This window comes from Streptomyces sp. BBFR51, from assembly GCF_044591655.1.
Classification (GTDB): domain Bacteria; phylum Actinomycetota; class Actinomycetes; order Streptomycetales; family Streptomycetaceae; genus Streptomyces.
Genome location: NZ_CP172448.1, coordinates 3,783,741 through 3,803,979 on the forward strand (window position 1 = coordinate 3,783,741; position 20,239 = coordinate 3,803,979).

The window sequence follows — 20,239 nt, forward strand, 5'->3', positions numbered from 1 at the left end:
AAACAATCAAGCATGCTTGCATGGATAAAGCGCGGGGCGCTGAAAAATCCCGGGCCGTCCGTGCGGCCGTCGGACACACTGGACGGCATGCCTGCCTCACTGCATCACATCGTCATCGACGCCCACGACCTTCCCACCCTCGCCCGCTTCTGGGCCGCGGTACTGCGCTGGCGGATCCTGTCCGAGCGAGAACGGGAGATCGTGATCGGGCCGGACGTGAACGCGGCGACGGGCATCTGCTTCATGCCGGTGACCGATCGCAAGGTCGTCAAGAACCGCCTGCACTTCGATCTGACGTCCGGCGCGGAGGACCGGGACGCCGAGATCGAGCGCATCCTCGCGCTCGGCGCCGTCCGGGCCGACGTCGGACAGACCGGCGAGGAGTCGTGGACCGTGCTGGCCGATCCGGAAGGCAACGAGTTCTGCATGGTCCGCACGAAGGAGACCCTCATCGGTTAGGACCGGGCCGAGGCGGAGTCCTGGGTGGGGCGGGTCTCAGTCCGCCGCCCGCCAGATCGTCATGTCCGCGGTGACGAAGGCGGCCTCCGGCATCGCTGTCGACTTCACCTGGAGGACGAGCAGGGCGATGTCGCCGTTGCGGTGCCTGACGCAGATCTCGGTCCCGGCCGACGCCGCGGCCAGCGGGAGATGATCGCCGTCGGTTTCGGCGTCGACCGTCATCTGACGGCAGTCCTCGTACGTGGCGCCGGGCTCGCCGAGCATCATGGTGAAGACACTGGTGTCGCTCTCCAGCGCGCACGTCTGCGCACAGGTGAAGCGGATGTCTCCCTTGCGGTTCTCGTCCGTCTCCCCGTCGCTGATGCTGACTGAGTTCTTGGCGTCCAGCCACTGTGGACCGTAGGCGTGGGCCTTCGGTGTCTTCGAGCGGGCGGCGTCGCCGTCGGCCGCGGCATCCGGAGCGGCCGACCCGCCGGCCCCCGACGCGGATCCCTCCGTGGCGGCCGCCGCGCCGGACGTCTCTCCTCCGGACGCCGCGTCACCGGGCGCCGACGATCGTGCGGACGGGCCGGGGGTCCCTGACGCGGGTGCGGACGCGGACGTGTCCCGGGCGCGGTCGCGGTCGCGGTCCATCGCGTCCCGGAGCGTCCACGCCGCCGTGAGCAGCAGCCCACCCGCGGCCAGGGCGGCGGCCGCGATCAGGGCGGCGCGCCTCCTGCGGGTCCGGCGCGCGTCCGGTCCGGCCGGCCGCTGCGGTGTGGCCGGCCCCTGTGGACCGGCCGGCCACTGCGGGCCGCCGGGCCATTGCGGTGCGGCCGAGGCGTGCGGAACGGCCGGGGCGTGCGCGGTGGACGACGTGTGCGGGGCGGTCCACGGGCTCGCGGCGGCCGGCGGCTGTGCACCGACCGGCGACTGCGCGGCACCCGAACCCTGCTCAGGGACCGGCGACTGCGCCGCGTCCGCGGCCTGCCCGGCGACCGGCGACTGCGCGGCACCCGACCCCTGCCCGGCGACCGTAGTCTGCGGGCCGGTCAGGGGCCGGGTGTGCACCGCGGTGGGGCCCGGGGGCGCGGGCGCGGCCGGCGGTGGCACCGTCACCTCCGGGCCCGCGACCTCGCGCCAGACGGCCGGGCCCGCGCCCGTGTCGGCGTCGCGGCCCAGTTCCCGCCGGCACCACTCGACGACCTCCGCGGGGCTGAGCCGCTCCGCCGGGTCGGCGGCCAGGCAGCGGGCGATCGGCCCGCGCAGCCGCTTGGGCAGCCCGGACAGGTCGGGCTCCGAGTGGACGATCCGGTACAGCACGGTGGCCGCCGGTCCTTCGCCGTACAGCGGCCTGCCGAGCGCCGCGTACGCGGCCGTCTGCCCGAGCGCGAAGACGTCGGTCGCCGCCGTGACGGCACCCGCGGAAGCCTGCTCGGGGGCCATGTACTGGGGCGTGCCGATGGTGGTGCCCGTGGCGGTGTGCGTGGTGCTGTCGGCGGCGAGTGAGATGCCGAAGTCGATGACCCGCGGTCCGTCGGGGGCCAGCAGTACGTTCGACGGTTTGAGGTCCCGGTGCACGATCCCCGCGCCGTGGATGGCCTGCAGCGCCTCGGCGACCCCGGCCATCAGCCACAGCACCGCGGGCACCGGCAGCGGTCCGTTCCGCGCGACGGCCTCCGAAAGGGAGGGGCCCGGCACGTACAGCGTCGCCAGCCAGGGCGGCGTCCCGTCCGGGTCGGCGTCGATCAGTTCGGCGGTGTACGCGCCCTTCACCTTCCGGGCCGCCTTGACCTCCCGGGCGAAACGCCGACGGAAGGTCGGATCCTCGGCCAGTTCCGACCGTACGACCTTGACGGCAACCGGCCGACCGCCCCGGGTGTGCGACAGATAGACCCGCCCCATGCCGCCCGCACCGAGCCGTGCCACCAGGCCGTAACCGGCCACCGTGCGTGGATCGTCGTCCTGCAAAGGCTGGAAGACCTCGGCCGTGTGATTCATCGGTTCCCTCCCCGTGATCCCGATGAGCTGACCAGGTCGGCAGCCTATGTGTTGGGCACGACCCCCTGCCCGCCCGGGGCCGCCACGGCCCCTAAGGCACGTCCGGGAGCGCCTTGGCCCGGCGTCGTCCCACCTGGGTCCGTACCGCGCCCATGCTCGCCGCGACGACCAGGGCGATGGCGGCGGACTGGGTGGCGGACAGGGCCTGGTCGAGGATGAGGAAACCGGCCGCCGCGGCAATGGCGGGCTCCAGGCTCATGAGGACGGCGAAAGTCGGCGCGGGCAGGCGGCGCAGGGCGAGGAGTTCGAGGGTGTAGGGCAGGACCGAGGAGAGCAGCGCGACCCCGGCGCCCAGCGCGAGCGTCACCGGGTCGAGGAGCCTGCCGCCCGACTCGGCGATGCCCAGCGGCAGGAACAGCACCGCTCCGACGGCCATCGCGAGGGCCAGTCCGTCGGCCTGGGGGAAGCGGCGTCCGGTGCGGGCGCTGAAGACGATGTACGCCGCCCACATCACGCCGGCCGCCAGTGCGAAGGCGGCACCGGCCGGGTCGAGGTCGCCGAAGCCGCCCCCTCCGAGCAGGAAGACGCCGGCCAGGGCGAGCGCGGCCCAGACCAGGTTGACGGCGCGGCGGGAGGCGAAGACGGACAGGGCGAGCGGGCCGAGCACCTCCAGGGTGACGGCGGGGCCGAGCGGGATGCGGTCGACGGCCTGGTAGAAGAGGCCGTTCATGCCGGCCATGGCGATGCCGAAGACGACGACCGTGCCCCAGTCGGCCCGGGAGTGGCCGCGCAGCCGGGGCCGGCAGACCAGGAGCATGACGACGGCGGCCACGGCCAGCCGCAGGGTCACCACGCCGAGCGCCCCGGCCCGCGGCATCAGGCTCACCGCCAGCGCGGCGCCGAACTGCACGGAGACCCCACCGGCGAGCACGAGACCGACCGGGCCCAGGGATCCGAACCGGCCGCCCGGAGCACCGTCCGGCACGGGCGCGTGGCCGGTGGCGGCGGCGCCGGTGGCGAGCGCGGCGTCGGGCACGACGGCCGGGGACGAGGTGCCGGGGGTGGCGCTGGGGGTACTCACGGGGGCTCCGGGACGGTGTGCGGGTGGACGGCGTTCATCACGCTGTACGGCATGGTCCAGAGTAATGGACCCTGTCAGGCATGTAGCTCTCTTACGCAACTGTCGGGGCCGGGGCACACGGCTGTCAACGCACGTCCGCCAGGCGAGCGCTACCGCCCCGCCGGGGCCGCGGACCGACCGGGTACCGTCCGCTCTGTGAGACCACTCCTGACCCGCCTCTGGCGCCTGCTGCGCCCCGTACAGAGCCGCGTGATGTGGCTGGTGAACGCCAAGTTCGTGGTCGGCGTGACCGGCGTCGTACGTGACGACGAGGGACGGGTCCTGATGCTGAAGCACCGGATGTGGCCGCCGGGGCGCCAGTGGGGTCTGCCGAGCGGCTTCGCGCACAAGGGCGAGGACTTCCGGGAGACCGTGGTGCGCGAGGTCAGGGAGGAGACCGGCCTCGACGTGGAGGTGGGCCGGCTGGTCATGCTGAACAGCGGCCTGCGCACCCGCCTCGAGGTGGCGTACGAGGCCCGGCTGCTCGGCGGGGAGCTGCGCATCGACCCGTTCGAGATCCTGGAGGCCCGCTGGTGCCGCCCGGACGATCTCCCGGAGGACGCCCAGCCGGTGTGCCGTCCGCTGGTGCGGGGCGAGACGGCGCTCTGATCCGCCTTCGCGGACGGGTGTCGAAAACGCGGGTTCCCGATCGACGGGGAAGTGAAGGCAGGACGACCACCCCCGCACCCACGACCCCCGGGAGCCCCTCATGACCGTCACCGCGGACCTCGCCATCACCCTCGACGGCTACGTCGCCGGCCCGAACGTCACCCTCGACAACCCGGGCGGCGACGGCGGCGAGCCGATCTTCGAGTGGATCCACTCCCTGGCGAGCTGGCGGGAGCGCCAGGGCATGACGGGCGGGGACGAGAACCGCGACTCGGAGCTGATCCGGGAGTGGTTCGACGCCACCGGCGCGGTGGTCATGGGCCGGACGATGTACGACACGGGCGAGGAGTTCTGGGGCGACAACCCGCCGTTCCGGACCCCGGTCTTCGTCCTCACCAACCGCCCCCGGCCGACGCTGGTCAAGGAGGGCGGCACCAGCTTCACCTTCGTCACCGACGGCATTCACAGCGCCCTGGAGCAGGCCGAGGCCGCCGCCGGGGACAGGAACGTGGACATCGGCGGCGGGGCGAGCACCGTACGGCAGTACCTCGCGGCGGGCCTCGTCGACGAGCTCCAGCTGCACGTGGTGCCCACGCTCCTCGGCGACGGGCTGCGGCTCTTCGAGGGGCTGGGCGGCCCGGGGCGGCGCGACCTGGAGCAGATCAGGGTCGTCGAGACACCGCCGGCCACCCACCTGAAGTACCGCTTCTTGAAGTGACCCGCCCGTAAGCCGCCGGTCAGCCCATGCTCTTGGCGCCGTCCAGGGACTCGCGAATGATGTCGGCGTGGCCGGCGTGCTGTGCGGTCTCGGCGATGATGTGCATCAGCACCCGGCGGGCCGACCACCACGCGTCGGCCTCGAACCAGGGGGCCTTCGGCAGCGGCTGCGTGGCGTCCAGGTCGGGCAGGACGGCGACCAGGTCGTCGGTCCGGCGGGCCACCTCGGCGTATCCGGCCAGTACCCCGGCCAGCGTCTCACCGGGCAGCATCCGGAACTCGTCGGCCCGCTGGGCCAAGTCGGCCTCGGTCATGGCCGTGAAGTCGCCCATCGCGGACGGGCCGTTCACGATGAAGGCGGCCCAGTTCCGCTCGACCGCGGCCACGTGCTTGATCAGGCCGCCCAGACAGAGTTCGCTGGCGGTGCTGCGGAGCCCGGCCTGCTCATCGGTGAGGTCCCGGGTGGTGAAGCGCAGGAAGTGCCGGTGCTTGGCCAGCATCTCCAGCAGATCGGCGCGCTCTCCGGTGATGGACTCGGTGGTGGTCATGGTCTCCGCCTTCCGGTGTTCCTGTTCCTTCGGTCGAGGACCACGCTACGAGCCATTGAGGTCAGGCTGTGTCCTAGATCGTCGGCCTTCCGGGAACGGCCGGAAAGGGACGGCTGAAGTGGCCTGAGAAGTGCACGACGCGGCGATGAGTTTCCCCGGCCAGGCCGGTCTACGGTTCGGATCAGTTCGGATCGGCTCGGATCGGTTCGGATCGGTTCGTCAAGTGATCAGAGAGCGCGAAGCAGGAGGAGCGATATGAGCCAGTTGCTGCGAGTCCAGAACTTCACCGTCTCGAGCGATGGGTTCGGCGCCGGCGAGGGCCAGAGCCTTGAGAGGCCCTTCGGCCACGCCGATCCCGGGAAACTGCTCGCCTGGGCCTTCACCACCGACCACCCGCCCGTCGGCCGCGGGGGAGGCAGCCGCGGGCTGGACGACTACTTCACACGGGACTACGCCCGCAACATCGGCGCCGAGATCATGGGCCGCAACAAGTTCGGGCCGCAGCGCGGGCCCTGGCAGGACCACGAGTGGCAGGGGTGGTGGGGCGACGAGCCCCCGTTCCACACGCCGGTGTTCGTCATGACGCACCACGAGCGCCCGTCGTTCACGCTCTCCGACACCACGTTCCACTTCGTCGACGGCAACCCGGCCGCGGTGCTCGCCCGGGCGAAGGAGGCGGCGCGGGGCCGGGACGTCCGGCTCGGCGGTGGGGCCACGGTCATCCGGCAGTTCCTCGACGCCGGCCTCGTCGACACCCTGCATGTGGCGGTCGCGCCGACGAAGCTCGGCTCCGGGGCCCGGCTGTGGGAGTCCCCCGACGAGCTGCTCGACCGGTTCCACCGGGACGTCGTGCCCAGCCCGAGCGGCGTGACGCACCACCTGTTCTGGCGGAAGTGAGCCCGGAGCGGTCGGCCCCGCCCGGCCACCACCGACGCGCGGCACGGGACTAGTGGGCGACCTCGCCACCGCCCATCAGCAGGCCCAGCCCCTCGGTGTCGTCGAAGGTGTCTCCGGACAGCCGGGTGACACCGGTGTCGGACAGCCCGTCCGCGGTGCCGCGCAGCAGGTGGGCGACACCGTCGACCGTGTCGCTGCCCGGCGCGGTCACCACGAGGTCGGCGTGGCCGTCGCCGTCCAGGTCGGTGAGGCCCACGGCGCTGCCGAAGTCGGCGTCCCCGCCCGGCGCCGCGCCGAGGTCGTCCCCGTCGAACAGCCGGGCGCCCGCACCGCCGAGCCCGTCCGGGCCGCCCGCCAGGAACAGCACCTGCTCGGGCCCCGGTTCCCCGTAGATGTCCCACCGGGGAGCCCCGGCGACCACGTCCGCGTACCCGTCGCCGTTGACGTCCCCGGTGTCCAGACTGGTGAAGACGGCGTCCTCGTCCTGGGGCTCCTCTCCGGGCACGCCGGGAGTGTCCCGGTCGACGGTGGTCGTACGCGCCCCCGGTCCGCCCTTCGACCCGTACACCACCGTCACCGAACTGCGGCTGGCGTCGCCGCCCCGGGGGCTGAGGACCAGGTCGTCGACGCCGTCGCCGTCCACGTCGCCGATCGCCCCCTCTCCCGCGTCGGGGATCCGGGTACCCTCGGGCTGCGTGAAGCCGCCCCGGCCGCCGCGCAGGTAACTCACCGGCTGGGTCCGGTCCCGCCAGGGCACCTCGAGTCCGGTGTCGGCGTTGTGGATGCTCACCAGGTCGTCGACGCCGTCGCCGTCCAGGTCCCCGGCGAGGAGGTCGCCGTAGTTCGCGTCGCCGACGTCGGGGGCGGGCCGGCGCGGGGCGGGGACGCGGCCGGTCCCGGCGGGCGTGCCGTCGCGCCCGAAGGGTCCTTTGAGCAGCCCCTTGTCGGAGCCGAGCCCGAAAACCAGGTCGGGGTGACCGTCCCCGTCGAAGTCCCCGGCGGCGAGCTGCTCGTCCAGGATCGGATCGTTGTCCCAGGCGACGTGGCTGACGTCCGTGCCGGGTACCCGGGTCGCGCGCTTCAGCCCGTCCTCGGACCCCCACACGATGATCACGCTCGGCTTCCAGTCGAAGACGGAGGCGGCGAGGTCGGTGTACCCGTCCCCGTCGAAGTCGCGGGCCACGACGTCCGTCCCGAAGAAGGCCTCGTCGCGGTTGCTGCCCGGTATCCCGGCATCGTCCTGCGTCAGGTACTGGCACCGGGAGATCCTCGTCCCGTCCCCCGCCCCGTACGCGACCTCGACACTCCCCCCGCCGGCCCCGCCCGCCACGCTCCCTCCCGACCCGAGGGCCAGATCGGGATGCCCGTCCCCGTCGAAGTCGGCGGCGCCTTCCGCAGCGGGCCGGTCGGATGCCGGCGCCGCGGTGCCACGGGCGCCGCCGGTCCCGCAGCCGTACGGCGCGGCGATGTCGGCCGGCCCGTCGTCGGCGATCACCATCCCCGCCGCGACCGCCAACGCGACGACGGCCGCGCCACCCCCGATCACCCAGGGCCGCTTGTGGACCCGTCGCCGCGCCACTCCTGCTGCCTTATCACCCGAACCGTCCATGAGAACGATCACGCGACGACGGCGCCACACGGTTCCGATCAGGCACCCGAGGCAGGGTCGCTGCCCTGCGACCCCTGGGTTACAAAGGAGCCGAGACCGGGCTCCGTGTAAGTCAGCCCCTCCTCGCGCAGCGCCCGCAGGACCTTGTGCGCCGTCGCGTTGGCGATCCCGAACTCCGCGGTGAGCTGTACGACGGAAGGAACGCGCGTACGCGGCGGGTAGGTGCCGTCGGCGATGCGACCACGCACCACCTCGGCGACCTGTCGCCAACGGGGGATGTCGGGAACAAACTCGATCACCAATTCAGCATGAGCATACTTAGCGCGATAGGCGATACATAGAACCCCTAGCATGCCTAGAATGCTCAGCGTATGGTCTAGAGCCGACAGACCCCCGCGACGGGTGGAGCCGTCCGGGGGCACGGCCACCAGCTGTACCTGATCGGAGCTGATGACATGACCGACCTTATCGGCCGCCTCCTCGCGCGGCTGGGCCTGATGCCCAAGCCCCGAGGCACTCACCGCCGAACCAGCCCGCGCCCGGCTACCCGCACCGCACCGCCCCCTCCGTCCGCCACCGGCGTCGTCCCCCTCCCCTCCCACCGCAGCCCCTACGGCCTGCCCACCGCCATCGACGGCGCCGAGACCGTGGCCATCCGCCCCTACCTCCTCACGTACGCGCTGTACGAACTGGAGGCGGCGGCATGACGACACCACGCGAGCCCCGTCTCCTCCCCTGGTCCGGCCCCGAGGGCAAGCCCTGCTACCTGATCACCGACGACAACGGCGGCCCCGTCTCACGGCTGGCCGACACCACCGAGGTCACCCAACTCGGCATGGGCGCAGAACTGCTCGCCCACGCCCACGACCTCCTCCCCCGCGCCCCGCACGGCGAACTCCGCTACCTCGCCGAGCGCCTCACCGAAGCCCTCGCGGACGCGCTACGGGTGGCCGAGAGCCGGGGGCGCAGACTCCGGGACCTGAACTGATCCCACGGTGGCATCCGGACTCGTGGGGACCATTCTCCGGACGTACGCCCAAGTACCGCTCAGTGCCGACGCGTTGAGCGGCACTCGGCGCCTAACTTCGGCTTCATGACCGGCAGATCAAGCACCCCACGCAGAACCGTCCTGACCGCGCTGCTCGCAGGAGCCTTGTCCGTACCCCTCCTGGGTGCCGCGCCCGCGTCGTCGGCTCCCGTCGGCGTACTGGAACTGCCCTCGCCCACCGGCCCCCACCCCGTGGGCCGCCGCACCCTGCACCTCGTCGACCGGCATCGCACCGACCCCTGGGTGCCGGCGGCGCGGGGCCGGGAGCTGATGGTGTCCGTGTCCTACCCGGCACGGTCGTCCGGCGGGGCCCCGGCCGCGTACATGATCGAGGGCGAGGCGCAGCGCCTCCTGGAGGCCAGGGGGCTCGCCGGGGTCGTACCGGCAGCGACGGTCGCCGCCGTGCGTACGCATGCGCAGGCCTCCGCACCCCCCGCGCCGGGTCGCTTCCCCCTGGTGCTGCTGTCCCCCGGCTTCTCGATGCCGCGCACCACGCTCACCTCGCTCGCCGAGGAACTGGCCGGTCGGGGGTATGTCGTCGCCGCCGTGGATCACGCCTACGAGTCCGTCGGGACGGAGTTCCCCGGGGGGCGGATGCCGCCCTGCCTGGCCTGCGATCGTGTCGGCGTCGACGTCGAGGAGGCGGCCGTCGTGGCGGGCCGGGCGGCTGACCTGTCCTTCGTGATCGACGAGTTGACGGATCGGCGTAGGGCCGGGGCAGTCTCCCGCATGATCGACCCGCGTCGTATCGGGATCGCCGGGCACTCGATCGGCGGGGCCGCCGCCGCGGCGACCATGGCCGCCGACCCCCGCGTGCGGGCGGGGGTCGACCTCGACGGGGACTTCTTCGTCGGCGACGCCGGGGCCGGGCTCGGGCGGCGCCCGTTCATGATGGTCGGCGCCGAGTCCACGCACAGTCCCGGCAGCGGCGGCACCGACTGGCCCGATACCTGGAGCCGCCTGCACCACTGGAAACGGTGGCTGACTGTGGCCGGGGCCGAGCACTTCTCCTTCACCGACCTCCCCTGGGTGGCGGGGCGGCTGGGGCTGGCGGACCCAACGGTTCCGCTCTCATACGAGCGGGGTTGGTACATCACCCGCGATTATGTCGGCGCCTTCTTCGACCTCCACCTGCGCGGCATCCCCCAACCGCTCTTCCAGGGCCCCACCGCCTCCCGCCCCGAGGTCGAGTTCCACCGGCCGTAGGAAACCGGACCGCCCCGCAACGTCACCCCCGCACCGTCACCCTCGCTCCAGCGCCTCCGCCAGCGCCTCCGCCAGATGCCGCCCCCGCACCCCCGCCAGCTGCTCCAGCTGTGTCCGGCAGGAGAAACCGTCCGCCAGGACCACCGCCCCGGCCGGTGCCTCGCGCACCGCCGGGAGCAACTGGTCCTCCGCGCACGCGGCCGACACCTCGTAGTGGCCGTCCTCGAAGCCGAAGTTGCCCGCGAGGCCGCAGCAGCCGCCGGTCAGTTCGCCGGTCAGGCCGGCCGCCTCGCGCAGGCGGCGGTCGGCCGCGTCGCCCAGGACCGCGTGCTGGTGGCAGTGGGTCTGGCCGGTGACCGGACGGTCGAGCGCGGGCGGGGTCCAGTCCGGGGCGTGGCGCTCCAACACCTCCGCGAAGGTCAGCACACGCGCCGCGAGCCGGGCCGCCCGCGGGTCGTCGTGGAGCAGCTCGGGCAGGTCCGTGCGCAGGGCGGCGGCGCAGCTCGGCTCCAGGACGACGACCGGCGCGGGCGTCTCCAGCACCGGGGCCATCAGGTCGAGCGTGCGGCGCAGCACCGCGCGGGCGCGGTCCAGTTGGCCCGTCGAGACGTACGTCAGCCCGCAGCAGACCCGGCCGCCCCGGCGGGCCGTCAGCAGCGCCAGGGCCGACTTCGACGTACCGTCACCGACCACCCCGCGCCCCCGCAGCGTCGGCGGCAGCGCCACCCGCAGCCCCGCCGCCTCCAGCACCCGTACGGCCGCCCGGCCCACGGAGGGGGAGAGGTGCTCGGTGAAGGTGTCCGGCCAGAGGACGACCAGGTCGCCGCCACCGGCCGGTCCCCGACGCCGCCCGCGCCACCACCCACTGAACGTCTCCCGCGCCAGCCGCGGCACGTCCCGCTCCCCCGCGATCCCGCCCAGCCGTTTCGCCACGGCCGCCAACGGGCCCACGGACGCCAGCGCGTTGACGACCGGCGCCATCCTCGCCCGCGACGCCCAGCGCAGCCACACCGGCAGCCAGCCCATCGCGTAGTGGGCGGCCGGACGGCGGCGCCCCGCGTAGTGGTGGTGCAGGAACTCCGCCTTGTACGTGGCCATGTCGACCTCGACCGGGCAGTCGGAGCGGCAGCCCTTGCAGGACAGGCACAGGTCGAGGGCGTCCCGGACCTCCGTCGACCGCCAGCCGTCCGTCACCAGCTCCCCGGCGAGCATCTCGTGCAGCAGGCGGGCGCGTCCGCGGGTGGAGTGCTGCTCGTCCCCCGTCGCGCGGAACGACGGGCACATCACCGCCGGCCCGGACACCGACGTCGTACGGCACTTGGCGACCCCCACGCAGCGGCGCACCGCCGCCGAGAAGTCGCCGCCGTCGGACGGGTAGCCGAACTCCACGTCCACCGGCTCGCGCGGCAGGACGGAGAAGCGGAGGTTCGCGTCCAGCGGGGCCGGGCGGACCAGCATGCCGGGGTTGAGGAGGTCGTCCGGGTCCCAGACCGCCTTCGCGCGCTCGAACAGCGCGACCGTCTCCTCGCCGTACATCCTCGGCAGCAGCTCCGCCCGCGCCTGCCCGTCCCCGTGCTCCCCGGACAGCGAACCCCCGTGCGCCACGACCACGTCCGCCAGCTCCTCCGAGAAGCGGCGGAAACGCGCGATCCCCGCGTCCGTCAGCAGGTCGAAGTCGATGCGTACGTGGATGCAGCCGTCGCCGAAGTGCCCGTACGGCGTGCCGCGCAGCTCGTGGGCGGTGAGCAGCCGCCGGAAGTCGCGCAGGTAGGCGCCGAGCCGGGCCGGGGGCACCGCGCAGTCCTCCCACCCCGGCCACGCCTCCGCACCGTCCGGCATCCGCGTCGCCGTGCCGCTCGCGTCCTCCCGGACCCGCCACAGCGTCCGCTGCCCGGCCGGGTCGGTGACGACGAGGGCGTCCACGACGTCCGCCGCCCGCACGACCGCCTCCGCCCGCGCCCGCGCCTCCCCCTCCGTGTCGCCGCCGGTCTCCACGAACAGCCAGGCACCACCCCTCGGCAGCCCCTCCGTGGACGGCACCAGGTCCGCCGCCATGCCCTCCACCGTCAGCGGCCCGAGCGGCAGCAACCCGGCCGCCGCCTCCGCCGCGCCCGCCTCGTCGGCGTAGCCCAGCACCGCCAGCGCACGCGCGCGGGGCGGCTCGACCAGCCGGACCTCCGCCTCGGTCAGCACCCCCAGCGTGCCCTCCGAGCCGCAGAAGGAGCGGGCCACGTCCGCGCCCCGCTCCGGCAGCAGGGCGTCCAGCGCGTAGCCCGAGATACGGCGCGGGAGGTCGGGGAAGCCCGTGCGCAGGCGCGCCAGGTCGCCGTCCACCAGCTCGCGCAGGCCCTCCGGCGCCCCGGACCACTCCCGCCCGAGCCACAGCCGCCGCCCCCGCGCGGTGAGGACCGTCAGCACGCTGACGCTGTCGGCCGTCGTGCCCCACGCCACCGAGTGGGAGCCGCACGAGTTGTTGCCGATCATTCCGCCGAGCGTGCAGCGGCTGTGGGTGGAGGGGTCGGGGCCGAAGCGCAGACCGTGCGGGGCGGCGGCGTCCTGGAGACGGTCGAGGACCAGACCCGGCTGGACCACGGCCGTACGCGCCTCCGGATCAAGGCCGACCAGCCGGTTCATGTGCCGGGTGAAGTCCAGCACCACGCCCGTGCCCGTCGCCTGCCCGGCGATCGAGGTGCCGCCGCCCCGCGCCACGACCGGTACCACGTGCTCCCGGCACACCTCGAGCACGGCCGCCACGTCGTCGGCGTCTCTCGGCGCGACGACCCCGAGCGGGACCCTCCGGTAGTTCGACGCGTCCATGGTGGTCAGCGCCCGGGACGTGACGTCGAACCCGACCTCGCCGCGGACGGCCCTGCGCAGTGCTGCCTCCAGATCGGTCATGCCCTCCAGCATGGGCGCTCGTAGCTCCGTACAGGTCCGCCGGGCGGAGATCTCGTCTCATCGGACGGACATGGCTTCGCCCGGTTTGGCCGACGGGATACCCTCCGGCACGTGGCTGAGATCCAGATTCCTGCTGACATGAAGCCCGCGGACGGTCGATTCGGCGCGGGTCCCTCCAAGGTGCGGGTGGAGGCGCTGGACGCCCTGGCCGCCACCGGTACGTCCCTGCTCGGCACCTCCCACCGCCAGGCCCCGGTCAAGAACCTGGTCGGCAAGGTCCGCGAGGGCGTCCGCGAGCTGTTCCGGCTCCCCGACGGCTACGAGGTGATCCTCGGCAACGGCGGCTCCACCGCGTTCTGGGACGTCGCGACCCACGGCCTGATCGAGAACAAGTCGCAGCACCTGAGCTTCGGCGAGTTCTCCTCCAAGTTCGCCAAGGCCGCGAAGCTCGCCCCGTGGCTGGCCGAGCCGACCGTCGTCTCCTCCGACCCGGGCACGCACCCGGATGCCCGCGCCGAGGCCGGCGTGGACGTGTACGGCCTCACGCACAACGAGACCTCCACCGGCGTCGCCATGCCCATCAAGCGCGTGGCCGGTGCCGACGAGGGCGCCCTCGTGCTGGTCGACGCGACGTCCGGCGCGGGTGGCCTCCCGGTGGACATCGCCGAGACCGACGTCTACTACTTCGCCCCGCAGAAGTCCTTCGCCTCCGACGGCGGCCTGTGGATCGGCGTCTTCTCCCCGGCCGCGATCGAGCGCGCCGAGCGCATCCACGCGTCCGGCCGCCACGTCCCGGAGTTCTTCTCCCTCCCCACGGCGATCGACAACTCCCGCAAGAACCAGACGTACAACACCCCGGCCCTCGCCACGCTCTTCCTCCTCGGCGAGCAGCTGGACTGGATGAACGGCCAGGGCGGCCTGGACTTCACCACCGCCCGCACCAAGGACTCCTCGACCCGCCTGTACACGTGGGCCGACGAGTCCAAGTACGCCACCCCGTTCGTCTCCGACCCGGCCAAGCGCTCGCAGGTCATCGGCACCATCGACTTCGCCGACGACATCGACGCCGCCGCCGTCGCCAAGGTGCTGCGCGCCAACGGCATCGTCGACACCGAGCCGTACCGCAAGCTCGGCCGCAACCAGCTGCGCGTCGCCATGTTCCCGGCGATCGCCCCGGCGGACGTCGAGGCGCTCACGAAGTGCGTGGACTACGTGATCGAGAAGCTGTAGTCGCTTCTTCCCGTACGACGACGACGGGCGCCCGGCGGATTATCCGCCGGGCGCCCTCCGCGCATCCGTGGGATCTCTACTCTCCGTCGAACAGCTCCTCGGCACGCACCGCGCTCAGAGAGCGGTCGATCCAGGTGCCCAGCACGTCGAGATCGGTGCAGGCGGTGACGCGCTCCCGGACGGAGTCGGAGATCTCGACACCCCGCACGTCAAGAATGCGCAGAATGGTCTCGGCCTTGCCCTCGGCCTTGCCCTCGGCCTTGCCCTCAAGCCAGGACTCCTCGACGATCGAATTGCTGCCCGGAAAGTTCGGGGTGTACGTGGCCATCAGATTCCTCCAGTACTCACGACCCGGACCATCACCCAGTCCGATTTCGACGATCTCCGCCCAGTCCACCCGGTCCAGGTCCCCGGACCCGGACTTCCCTGCGTCGTCCGCCACTCCTGACGCCAGCGCGTCCAGTATCGCAGTCAGTCCCGGGTCCGAGGCGTAGGCGAGTGCGGAGAAGACGGCGACTCCGAGGTCTCGCGCCGCCTCGTCCGGCTCAGTGATCACAGGGAGGATTCCAGGCCCCAGGACCAGCGGGAAGACGACCATGCTGGTGTGGAAGCCACGCCCGACCCGGATCGGTTCGGACGCCCAGGCCGCGGTCGCCTTGTCCTTGCAGACCACCAGAAGGAACGGCGGCAGCCGGTACTTGGCGTACATGTGGGCCAAGTAGTAGGTCCAGCTGTTGTGCTTGTCCGGGTCCGGCTTGCCCTGCGACTCGACGGCGAGCACGAAGCCGCCTTCCTCACCGGGCACGTGCACCCGGAACACGCTGTCCACGCGGCGCTCAAGTGGCCTGATCTCGGTGAGATCGGTGTCCAGGGGCTCGATCGCGGTGTGCTCCGGAAACCCGATGCCCGCCCGCGGCAACAGCCGGGCGAACAGCCCCGGATCCACGCGAAAGATCCGGTGCAACGCTTCATGCGGTGAACTGACCATGCAGCGGAACGTAATCGCATGGGCACACTGCGCGCGGAGATTCAGTTCGGGCTCAGCCATACGAGTGAACATGCCAGCGGCCTATGCCAGCTCTGACGGCTGGAAGATGCCGGGAGGGAGCGGCCCGAGCGGGTGAACGTCAAATGTGACGTGTTTGACTTCGCCCTTTTGGGAAGGCGAACGCTCATGGCTGGTCACGGGAGTTGGGGGACAACGATGATCAGATCCGGGGCGGTGCCCACGAACGGGTTGTCACCGGTCTACGACGAGACCGGTGCCGCGTCCGCGAGGTTCCTGCTGTGGCTCCGCGAGGAGACCGGGGGAGCCCATGGGCACCGCGTGGCCAGCTCCGCCTACGCCCACCACGAGCGCTGCACACTGGAGCTGGTCGAGGACGTCGTGGAACGCCTGGCCACGCTCGGCTGGATCACCGTGCACAACGACTCCGGCGCCGTACCGCCGCTGGTCAGCCCCACCGCCAAGGGTCTCGACGAGGCAGGGGTCTGGGACGAGGCGTACGCCGACCGCGAGTCCCGCCGCCGCTACGCCAAGGCGGCCCTGTTCGCCTGGTGGGACCGGGTCGGCCAGTACGGCGACGCAGGGGCCGGTGCCGAGGACTTCCTCTGGGCGCGGGAGGCGTTTTACTGCGGCCGGCAGCTCGCGTTCGAGGACCTGGAGTACGCCAAGGACCACCTGGAGCTGCCCGCCCCGGTGCACGTCGGCGTCATGGAACGAGGCGCCGGAGTGTTCCTCTCCTTCGAACAACTGGCCACGCTCGTACAGGCGTCCCGCCCCGATCTGTCGGAGAGCGACAGCGAGCTGCGGCAGGTGCGCGAACTCGCCACCGCGCTGACGGACGCCTCGCGCGGCGGCGCCGAACCCGACGCGGGCGCCGTGGAGCGCTTCCTGGAGCACAGCCGGGAGCTCGTACAGGCCGGTTCGAGGTCGGTGGGTTCCATGGGCCGGGACATGGCCTCCGGCATGGTGTCGGACCTCATCGGCTCCCTGCTGAGGCTCGGATGACCGCCCCCTTCGGCCCGGCGCCGATGACGGACGGTCAGATCCCGGAGGTGTACGCGCGCCAGCCCGTGCTGCACCGGCTGGTGCCGCGGATGGTCGGCCTCGACCGCGACCACCACCGCAGACGTGCGCACCACGAGTTCGCCGACGACCTGCCGGTGGTCCTGCTCAGCGGGCGGCACGGCACCGGCAAGAGCGCCATGCTGGACGATCTCCAGCAGGCCTACGCGCCCGAGAGCGGCCTCTGGCCGGGCCCGCGCGTGCCGTTCGCCCGGATCAACTGCACGGAACTGCAGGAGCAGGCCAGGGTCGGACCGGAGATGTCCAACAATTCCTACGCGGTGGAGATGCTGGTCGAGCTCGTCGCCCAGCTGTCCCGTCCCGTCGCCGGGTTCGGCGGGCTGCGGTTCCCCCGTACCACCGCCGGGCTGCTCGCCGTGGTGTCCGCCCGACGCCCGGGCCACGACGGCGAACTGCGGGTGGCCGACCGGCACTCGGCCACCCTGATGGGCTTTCCGCCGGACACGCGGCCACGCCGTACCTGGGACACGCTGTTCCGATCGGCGCTGCCCGCGCCCCCCAACGGCGGCTCCCCCGACCCGGCGGCGTTCCCCGAGGCGGCCGTGCGTACCTTCCTGGGCGGACAGCGCCGCGGGCACTCCCGGCGACTGGCCTCCCGCCGGTTGGTCGGCTGGTACGAGACCTACCGCAGCGAGGCCGACAACCGGCTGCGCGGACTGCCGCCGGGCGCCTCCGGACAGCCGCGCCCGGTGCCGGCCGCGGAGCGCTCGTCGGCCGTGGCCCGGCTGTGCCAGGAGTTCCACCAGGGCCGCGGCTTCCGGCGCGGCGTCGAACGCATGCTGACGGCCGCCTTCCTGGAGGACGTGCGCTACGGGCGCTTCCGGCGCGCGAACCGTGCCCCGCGTCCGCTGGTGCTCCTCGACAACGTGCACACCGACGCCGGCCGCGACTTCCTCGATCTGCTCCTGGAGCAGCGGGCACTGTCCGGCCGGGGCGCCCGCGACCGGATGGTGGTGATCGCCACCGAACTGCACGGCGACGACACGCCGGACACCCGGGGCGACGGCCCCGCAGGAGAGGACGCCCCCTACCCGGAGGCGGCGCGGCGCTCACTGCACGACGTCGGCACGGACTCCGGTTGGGCCCGCGAGGGCACCGTGCCCTCGGCGGGAGTGCTGCTCCTGCCGCTGCCCGCGCTGGAGTGCGAGCACCTGGAGCGGATGCTGCGGCGCGACGACCGCGCCTCCTTCGACCCGTACATCGCCAGCGCCGTGCACGACCTGACCCGGGGGCATCCGATGGGCGCCCGCAGGCTGTGCGAGGCGGTGGTGGACCGGTCCCGTACCGAGGAGTGGGTGGCGGCCGAGGAACTGCTCGACCTGACCCATTCCAGCAGGGCCGGAGAATCCATCGTCTGGGGGCTGCTGGACACCCTCGTCGGCAGCGAGAACCACGACGAGCTGTGCCTGTTCTCCCTGGCCTGGGACCGGGAGGCCGCCGAGCGGCTGGCCGAGCGATGGGTGCCGCGCCGCATCGACGGGCTGCCCGCGGCCGACGGCGTTGCCGCCCAGCTGGAGCGGGAGCGCTGGTCGCGCGGACCGGGCAGCCGGCCCTTCATCACGGACCGCTTTCTGCGCGCCCTGCTGGTGCACCAGATGCGCAGCGGACGCGGCGGCCGGGGCGTGGACTGGTCCGGCGCGCACGCCCTGCTCGCCGAGCACCACCGGCAGCGCGCCGAGAGCCGCTCGGGACGGTCGGCGCGCGACGAGTGGTCGCGCTCCCTGTGGCACCGGCTGGCCGCGGGAGAGGCGCTGGAGGTCGTCGACCGGCTGCACGCGGAGTTCCTCCGCCACGACGGCGACGCGGTCGACTGGCTGCACGTCCTGCGCACCGTCGCCCATGCGCCGCGCCCGCCGGGAAACATCTGGTTCGAGCAGTGCCAGGAGGTCGCCCGGGGACGCCGGGACCTGCTCCAGCTGAGGGCCGACCCGGGTACGGACCTGGAGAAGCAGGCCGTCAACCGGCTGCTGCACGCCCTGTGGTACGCGGCGGACGAACTGGCCGAGGCGGACCGGCCCCTGGTCGACCGGATCGGCCAGGACCTGTCCTTTCTGTCCGCCCAGCACCTGACCGGTCGCGCGGTCCTGGCCCAGGCCGCCATCCGCTGGCCCCGCGCGGTCAAGGACGGTGAGGACTGGCCCCTGGACCACCGCTGGCAGGGAGAAGGACCGCGCACGGGAGGGGCGGCATGACGGGGCTGCGGGACCGGCGGACCTGGCGCTGGCTGCCGCGGCGGCTCCGTTTCCGGGTGCTCGGCCTGGTCGACGTGGTGGCCCTGTGGACGCTGGTCGCCGTCCTGACGGCGGGCGGTGCCTGGTGGGGCCTGGACAGCTACCGGCATCACCGCGCCTACTGCACCGCGGACCGGGAGCTGCGGCGTGCGGGCCAGGAGTGCATCGGCGTCACGGCCGAGGCGTATCCCTTCGCCTCGGACCTCGACGACATACTGGGCCTCATCGAGGACGAGAACGAGGCAGCGCGGACGTCGGGCAAGCCGGTGGTCAGCGTCGCCGTCGTCATGCCGTACACCGCGAAGAGCCCCGGCGCGGCCATGTCGCCGGACCTGATCCGGCACTCCCTCCAGGGCGCCTATGTCGCCCAGCGCGCCCACAACCACGGGCCCACCACCGGCGACACCGCCGTCCAGCTGCTCTTCGCCAACGTCGGCGAGGACCTGAGCCAGTGGAAGACCGTGACCGCCGCGCTGGCCGCCCGGGTCACGGGCGACGCGCCGGTCGTGGGCGCCATCGGATTCCCCAACAGCGACGAGGCCACGCTCGCCTCCGTGCGGGACGGCCTCGGACCAGCCCGGATCCCGGCGGTGAGCGCCGTGCTCAGCTCCCGCGACATGGAGGACCCCTACCTGTTCAAGGTCTCGCCCTCCACCGACCAGTTCGTCGACGCGCTCCAACGCTATGTGGGCGCCAACGGGGTCGACCGGAAGAACACGTTCATGATCGCCGACGACCGCGACGACAACTACGTGGCCAACCTCCGCCGGGCCTTCCGCCGGGAGTTCGGCGCGCAGTACGGCATCACCCCCGACGAGGTGGAACGGCGAACCGAGACCTACCAGGGCATCAAGGGGCCCTCGCAGGGCACCCCGCAGATCTTCCGGCGGGCCGTGGCCGCGATGTGCGCGGTCGACGCCCGCACGGTGTTCCTGGCGGGCCGCGACGCGGATCTGCCGCCCTTCCTGCAGACCATCGACCGCACCAGTTCCTGCGACCGGGGCCCGGACGACGAGCCGCTGCGCATCCTGCGCGTCAGCACCGGCCGCGACCCCGTCACCGGGGACACCGAGATGCGCCGGATCGCCGAACGCAACAACATCGAGATCGTGACCGCCGTCGCCGTCGACGCGCCCCGCTGGCGGGCAGGCGCGGACGGCGACGAGCAGGTCCCCAAGGCCTTCGCCCACTTCGCCGCGTCCTACGACGAGTACTTCGCCGAGGAGGGCTCCGACGCCCTCGACGACGGATACGCCGTGATGTACCACGACGCGCTCACCGCCGTGGGGACCGCCGTGGCAGCGGCCCGGGACAGCGAGATCGACGCCGTGACCCACAACGACGTCTACGACGAACTGCGCCGGGGCAGCCCTCTGGAGCACTGCGCCGCCACCTGCGTACCAGGTGCGAGCGGCGTCTTCACGTTCGCCGACGAGAGCGCCGGGGCGGATGCGAGTGCCGGGGACGAGCAGGTGGTGGGACTGTGGCCGGTGTGCAAGCCGGTGCCCATAGTGACCTTCCCGGTCGAACGCCGGGACAAGTCGCCGCTGTACCGGACCTATCAGGAACCGGGGGAGAACGCCTGCCCGCCGCCGTGA

Annotated in this window: 18 protein-coding genes; 11 read left to right on the forward strand and 7 right to left on the reverse strand. The window is 72.8% G+C overall.

The genetic code is table 11. From position 1 onward, the window contains the following. The first annotated feature begins 87 nt into the window (after nt 1-87). The gene (locus tag ACGH7X_RS17090; protein WP_399886206.1) at nt 88-459 is read left to right on the forward strand and encodes a VOC family protein; all 372 of its coding nucleotides are present in this window, start codon (nt 88-90) and stop codon (nt 457-459) included. A 36-nt stretch (nt 460-495) separates the two neighbouring features. On the opposite strand, the gene ACGH7X_RS17095 is transcribed toward ACGH7X_RS17090, so the two are convergent. Both ACGH7X_RS17095 and ACGH7X_RS17100 read right to left on the reverse strand, forming a co-directional pair. Beyond that, a complete protein-coding gene (locus ACGH7X_RS17095) occupies nt 496-2,439 on the reverse strand; it encodes a protein kinase (RefSeq protein ID WP_399886207.1) in 1,944 nt (647 codons plus the stop codon). Between the two features lie 91 nt (nt 2,440-2,530). Beyond that, on the reverse strand, nt 2,531-3,520 hold the full coding sequence (locus ACGH7X_RS17100) for an EamA family transporter (RefSeq protein WP_399886208.1): 990 nt from the start codon (nt 3,518-3,520) through the stop codon (nt 2,531-2,533). Nucleotides 3,521-3,715: 195 nt separating this feature from the next. Here ACGH7X_RS17100 and ACGH7X_RS17105 point away from each other — a divergent pair, with 195 nt between their 5' ends. Beyond that, nucleotides 3,716-4,168, forward strand: a complete 453-nt coding sequence (locus ACGH7X_RS17105; protein ID WP_399886209.1) for an NUDIX hydrolase — start codon at nt 3,716-3,718, stop codon at nt 4,166-4,168. Nucleotides 4,169-4,268: 100 nt separating this feature from the next. Next, nucleotides 4,269-4,886 carry a dihydrofolate reductase family protein gene (locus ACGH7X_RS17110; protein ID WP_399886210.1) on the forward strand — a complete coding sequence of 206 codons (618 nt, stop codon included), beginning with the start codon at nt 4,269-4,271 and terminating at the stop codon, nt 4,884-4,886. A gap of 19 nt (nt 4,887-4,905) precedes the next feature. Here ACGH7X_RS17110 and ACGH7X_RS17115 read toward each other — a convergent pair whose 3' ends face one another. After that, a complete protein-coding gene (locus ACGH7X_RS17115) occupies nt 4,906-5,433 on the reverse strand; it encodes a DinB family protein (protein WP_399886211.1) in 528 nt (175 codons plus the stop codon). A gap of 255 nt (nt 5,434-5,688) precedes the next feature. Here ACGH7X_RS17115 and ACGH7X_RS17120 point away from each other — a divergent pair, with 255 nt between their 5' ends. After that, the gene (locus ACGH7X_RS17120; protein ID WP_399886212.1) at nt 5,689-6,330 is read left to right on the forward strand and encodes a dihydrofolate reductase family protein; all 642 of its coding nucleotides are present in this window, start codon (nt 5,689-5,691) and stop codon (nt 6,328-6,330) included. A 49-nt stretch (nt 6,331-6,379) separates the two neighbouring features. Here ACGH7X_RS17120 and ACGH7X_RS17125 read toward each other — a convergent pair whose 3' ends face one another. Together ACGH7X_RS17125 and ACGH7X_RS17130 are read right to left on the reverse strand one after the other, a co-directional pair. Continuing rightward, entirely contained in the window at nt 6,380-7,909 is a 1,530-nt protein-coding gene (locus ACGH7X_RS17125; protein ID WP_399886213.1) for an FG-GAP and VCBS repeat-containing protein, read from the reverse strand. A 68-nt stretch (nt 7,910-7,977) separates the two neighbouring features. Further along, nucleotides 7,978-8,238 (reverse strand): GntR family transcriptional regulator, encoded by a 261-nt coding sequence (locus ACGH7X_RS17130; RefSeq protein WP_399886214.1) that lies wholly within the window; start codon nt 8,236-8,238, stop codon nt 7,978-7,980. A 156-nt stretch (nt 8,239-8,394) separates the two neighbouring features. Here ACGH7X_RS17130 and ACGH7X_RS17135 point away from each other — a divergent pair, with 156 nt between their 5' ends. From ACGH7X_RS17135 to ACGH7X_RS17145, 3 genes are all read left to right on the forward strand, one after another. After that, a complete protein-coding gene (locus ACGH7X_RS17135; RefSeq protein WP_399886215.1) occupies nt 8,395-8,646 on the forward strand; it encodes a hypothetical protein in 252 nt (83 codons plus the stop codon). Next, nucleotides 8,643-8,927, forward strand: a complete 285-nt coding sequence (locus tag ACGH7X_RS17140) for a hypothetical protein (RefSeq protein WP_399886216.1) — start codon at nt 8,643-8,645, stop codon at nt 8,925-8,927. Before ACGH7X_RS17135 ends, ACGH7X_RS17140 begins: the two co-directional genes overlap by 4 nt. 105 nt (nt 8,928-9,032) lie before the next feature. Next, nucleotides 9,033-10,193, forward strand: a complete 1,161-nt coding sequence (locus tag ACGH7X_RS17145) for an alpha/beta hydrolase family protein (protein WP_399886217.1) — start codon at nt 9,033-9,035, stop codon at nt 10,191-10,193. A gap of 36 nt (nt 10,194-10,229) precedes the next feature. Here ACGH7X_RS17145 and ACGH7X_RS17150 read toward each other — a convergent pair whose 3' ends face one another. Next, complete coding sequence (locus ACGH7X_RS17150) at nt 10,230-13,091, reverse strand: FAD-binding and (Fe-S)-binding domain-containing protein (RefSeq protein ID WP_399886218.1); 2,862 nt, start codon at nt 13,089-13,091, stop codon at nt 10,230-10,232. 111 nt (nt 13,092-13,202) lie between these two features. Here ACGH7X_RS17150 and serC point away from each other — a divergent pair, with 111 nt between their 5' ends. Further along, the gene (gene serC, locus ACGH7X_RS17155) at nt 13,203-14,321 is read left to right on the forward strand and encodes a phosphoserine transaminase (protein WP_399886219.1); all 1,119 of its coding nucleotides are present in this window, start codon (nt 13,203-13,205) and stop codon (nt 14,319-14,321) included. A gap of 76 nt (nt 14,322-14,397) precedes the next feature. On the opposite strand, the gene ACGH7X_RS17160 is transcribed toward serC, so the two are convergent. Then, entirely contained in the window at nt 14,398-15,267 is an 870-nt protein-coding gene (locus ACGH7X_RS17160) for a hypothetical protein (RefSeq protein WP_399886220.1), read from the reverse strand. Nucleotides 15,268-15,525: 258 nt separating this feature from the next. Between ACGH7X_RS17160 and ACGH7X_RS17165 the strand changes: the two genes are divergently transcribed. The 3 genes from ACGH7X_RS17165 to ACGH7X_RS17175 are packed head-to-tail and all read left to right on the forward strand — an operon-like array spanning nt 15,526 to nt 20,239. Further along, a complete protein-coding gene (locus tag ACGH7X_RS17165; protein WP_399886221.1) occupies nt 15,526-16,332 on the forward strand; it encodes a hypothetical protein in 807 nt (268 codons plus the stop codon). Beyond that, nucleotides 16,329-18,602 (forward strand): hypothetical protein, encoded by a 2,274-nt coding sequence (locus tag ACGH7X_RS17170; protein WP_399886222.1) that lies wholly within the window; start codon nt 16,329-16,331, stop codon nt 18,600-18,602. The genes ACGH7X_RS17165 and ACGH7X_RS17170 overlap by 4 nt, the downstream gene beginning before the upstream one ends. Beyond that, nucleotides 18,599-20,239, forward strand: a complete 1,641-nt coding sequence (locus ACGH7X_RS17175; RefSeq protein WP_399886223.1) for a hypothetical protein — start codon at nt 18,599-18,601, stop codon at nt 20,237-20,239. The genes ACGH7X_RS17170 and ACGH7X_RS17175 overlap by 4 nt, the downstream gene beginning before the upstream one ends.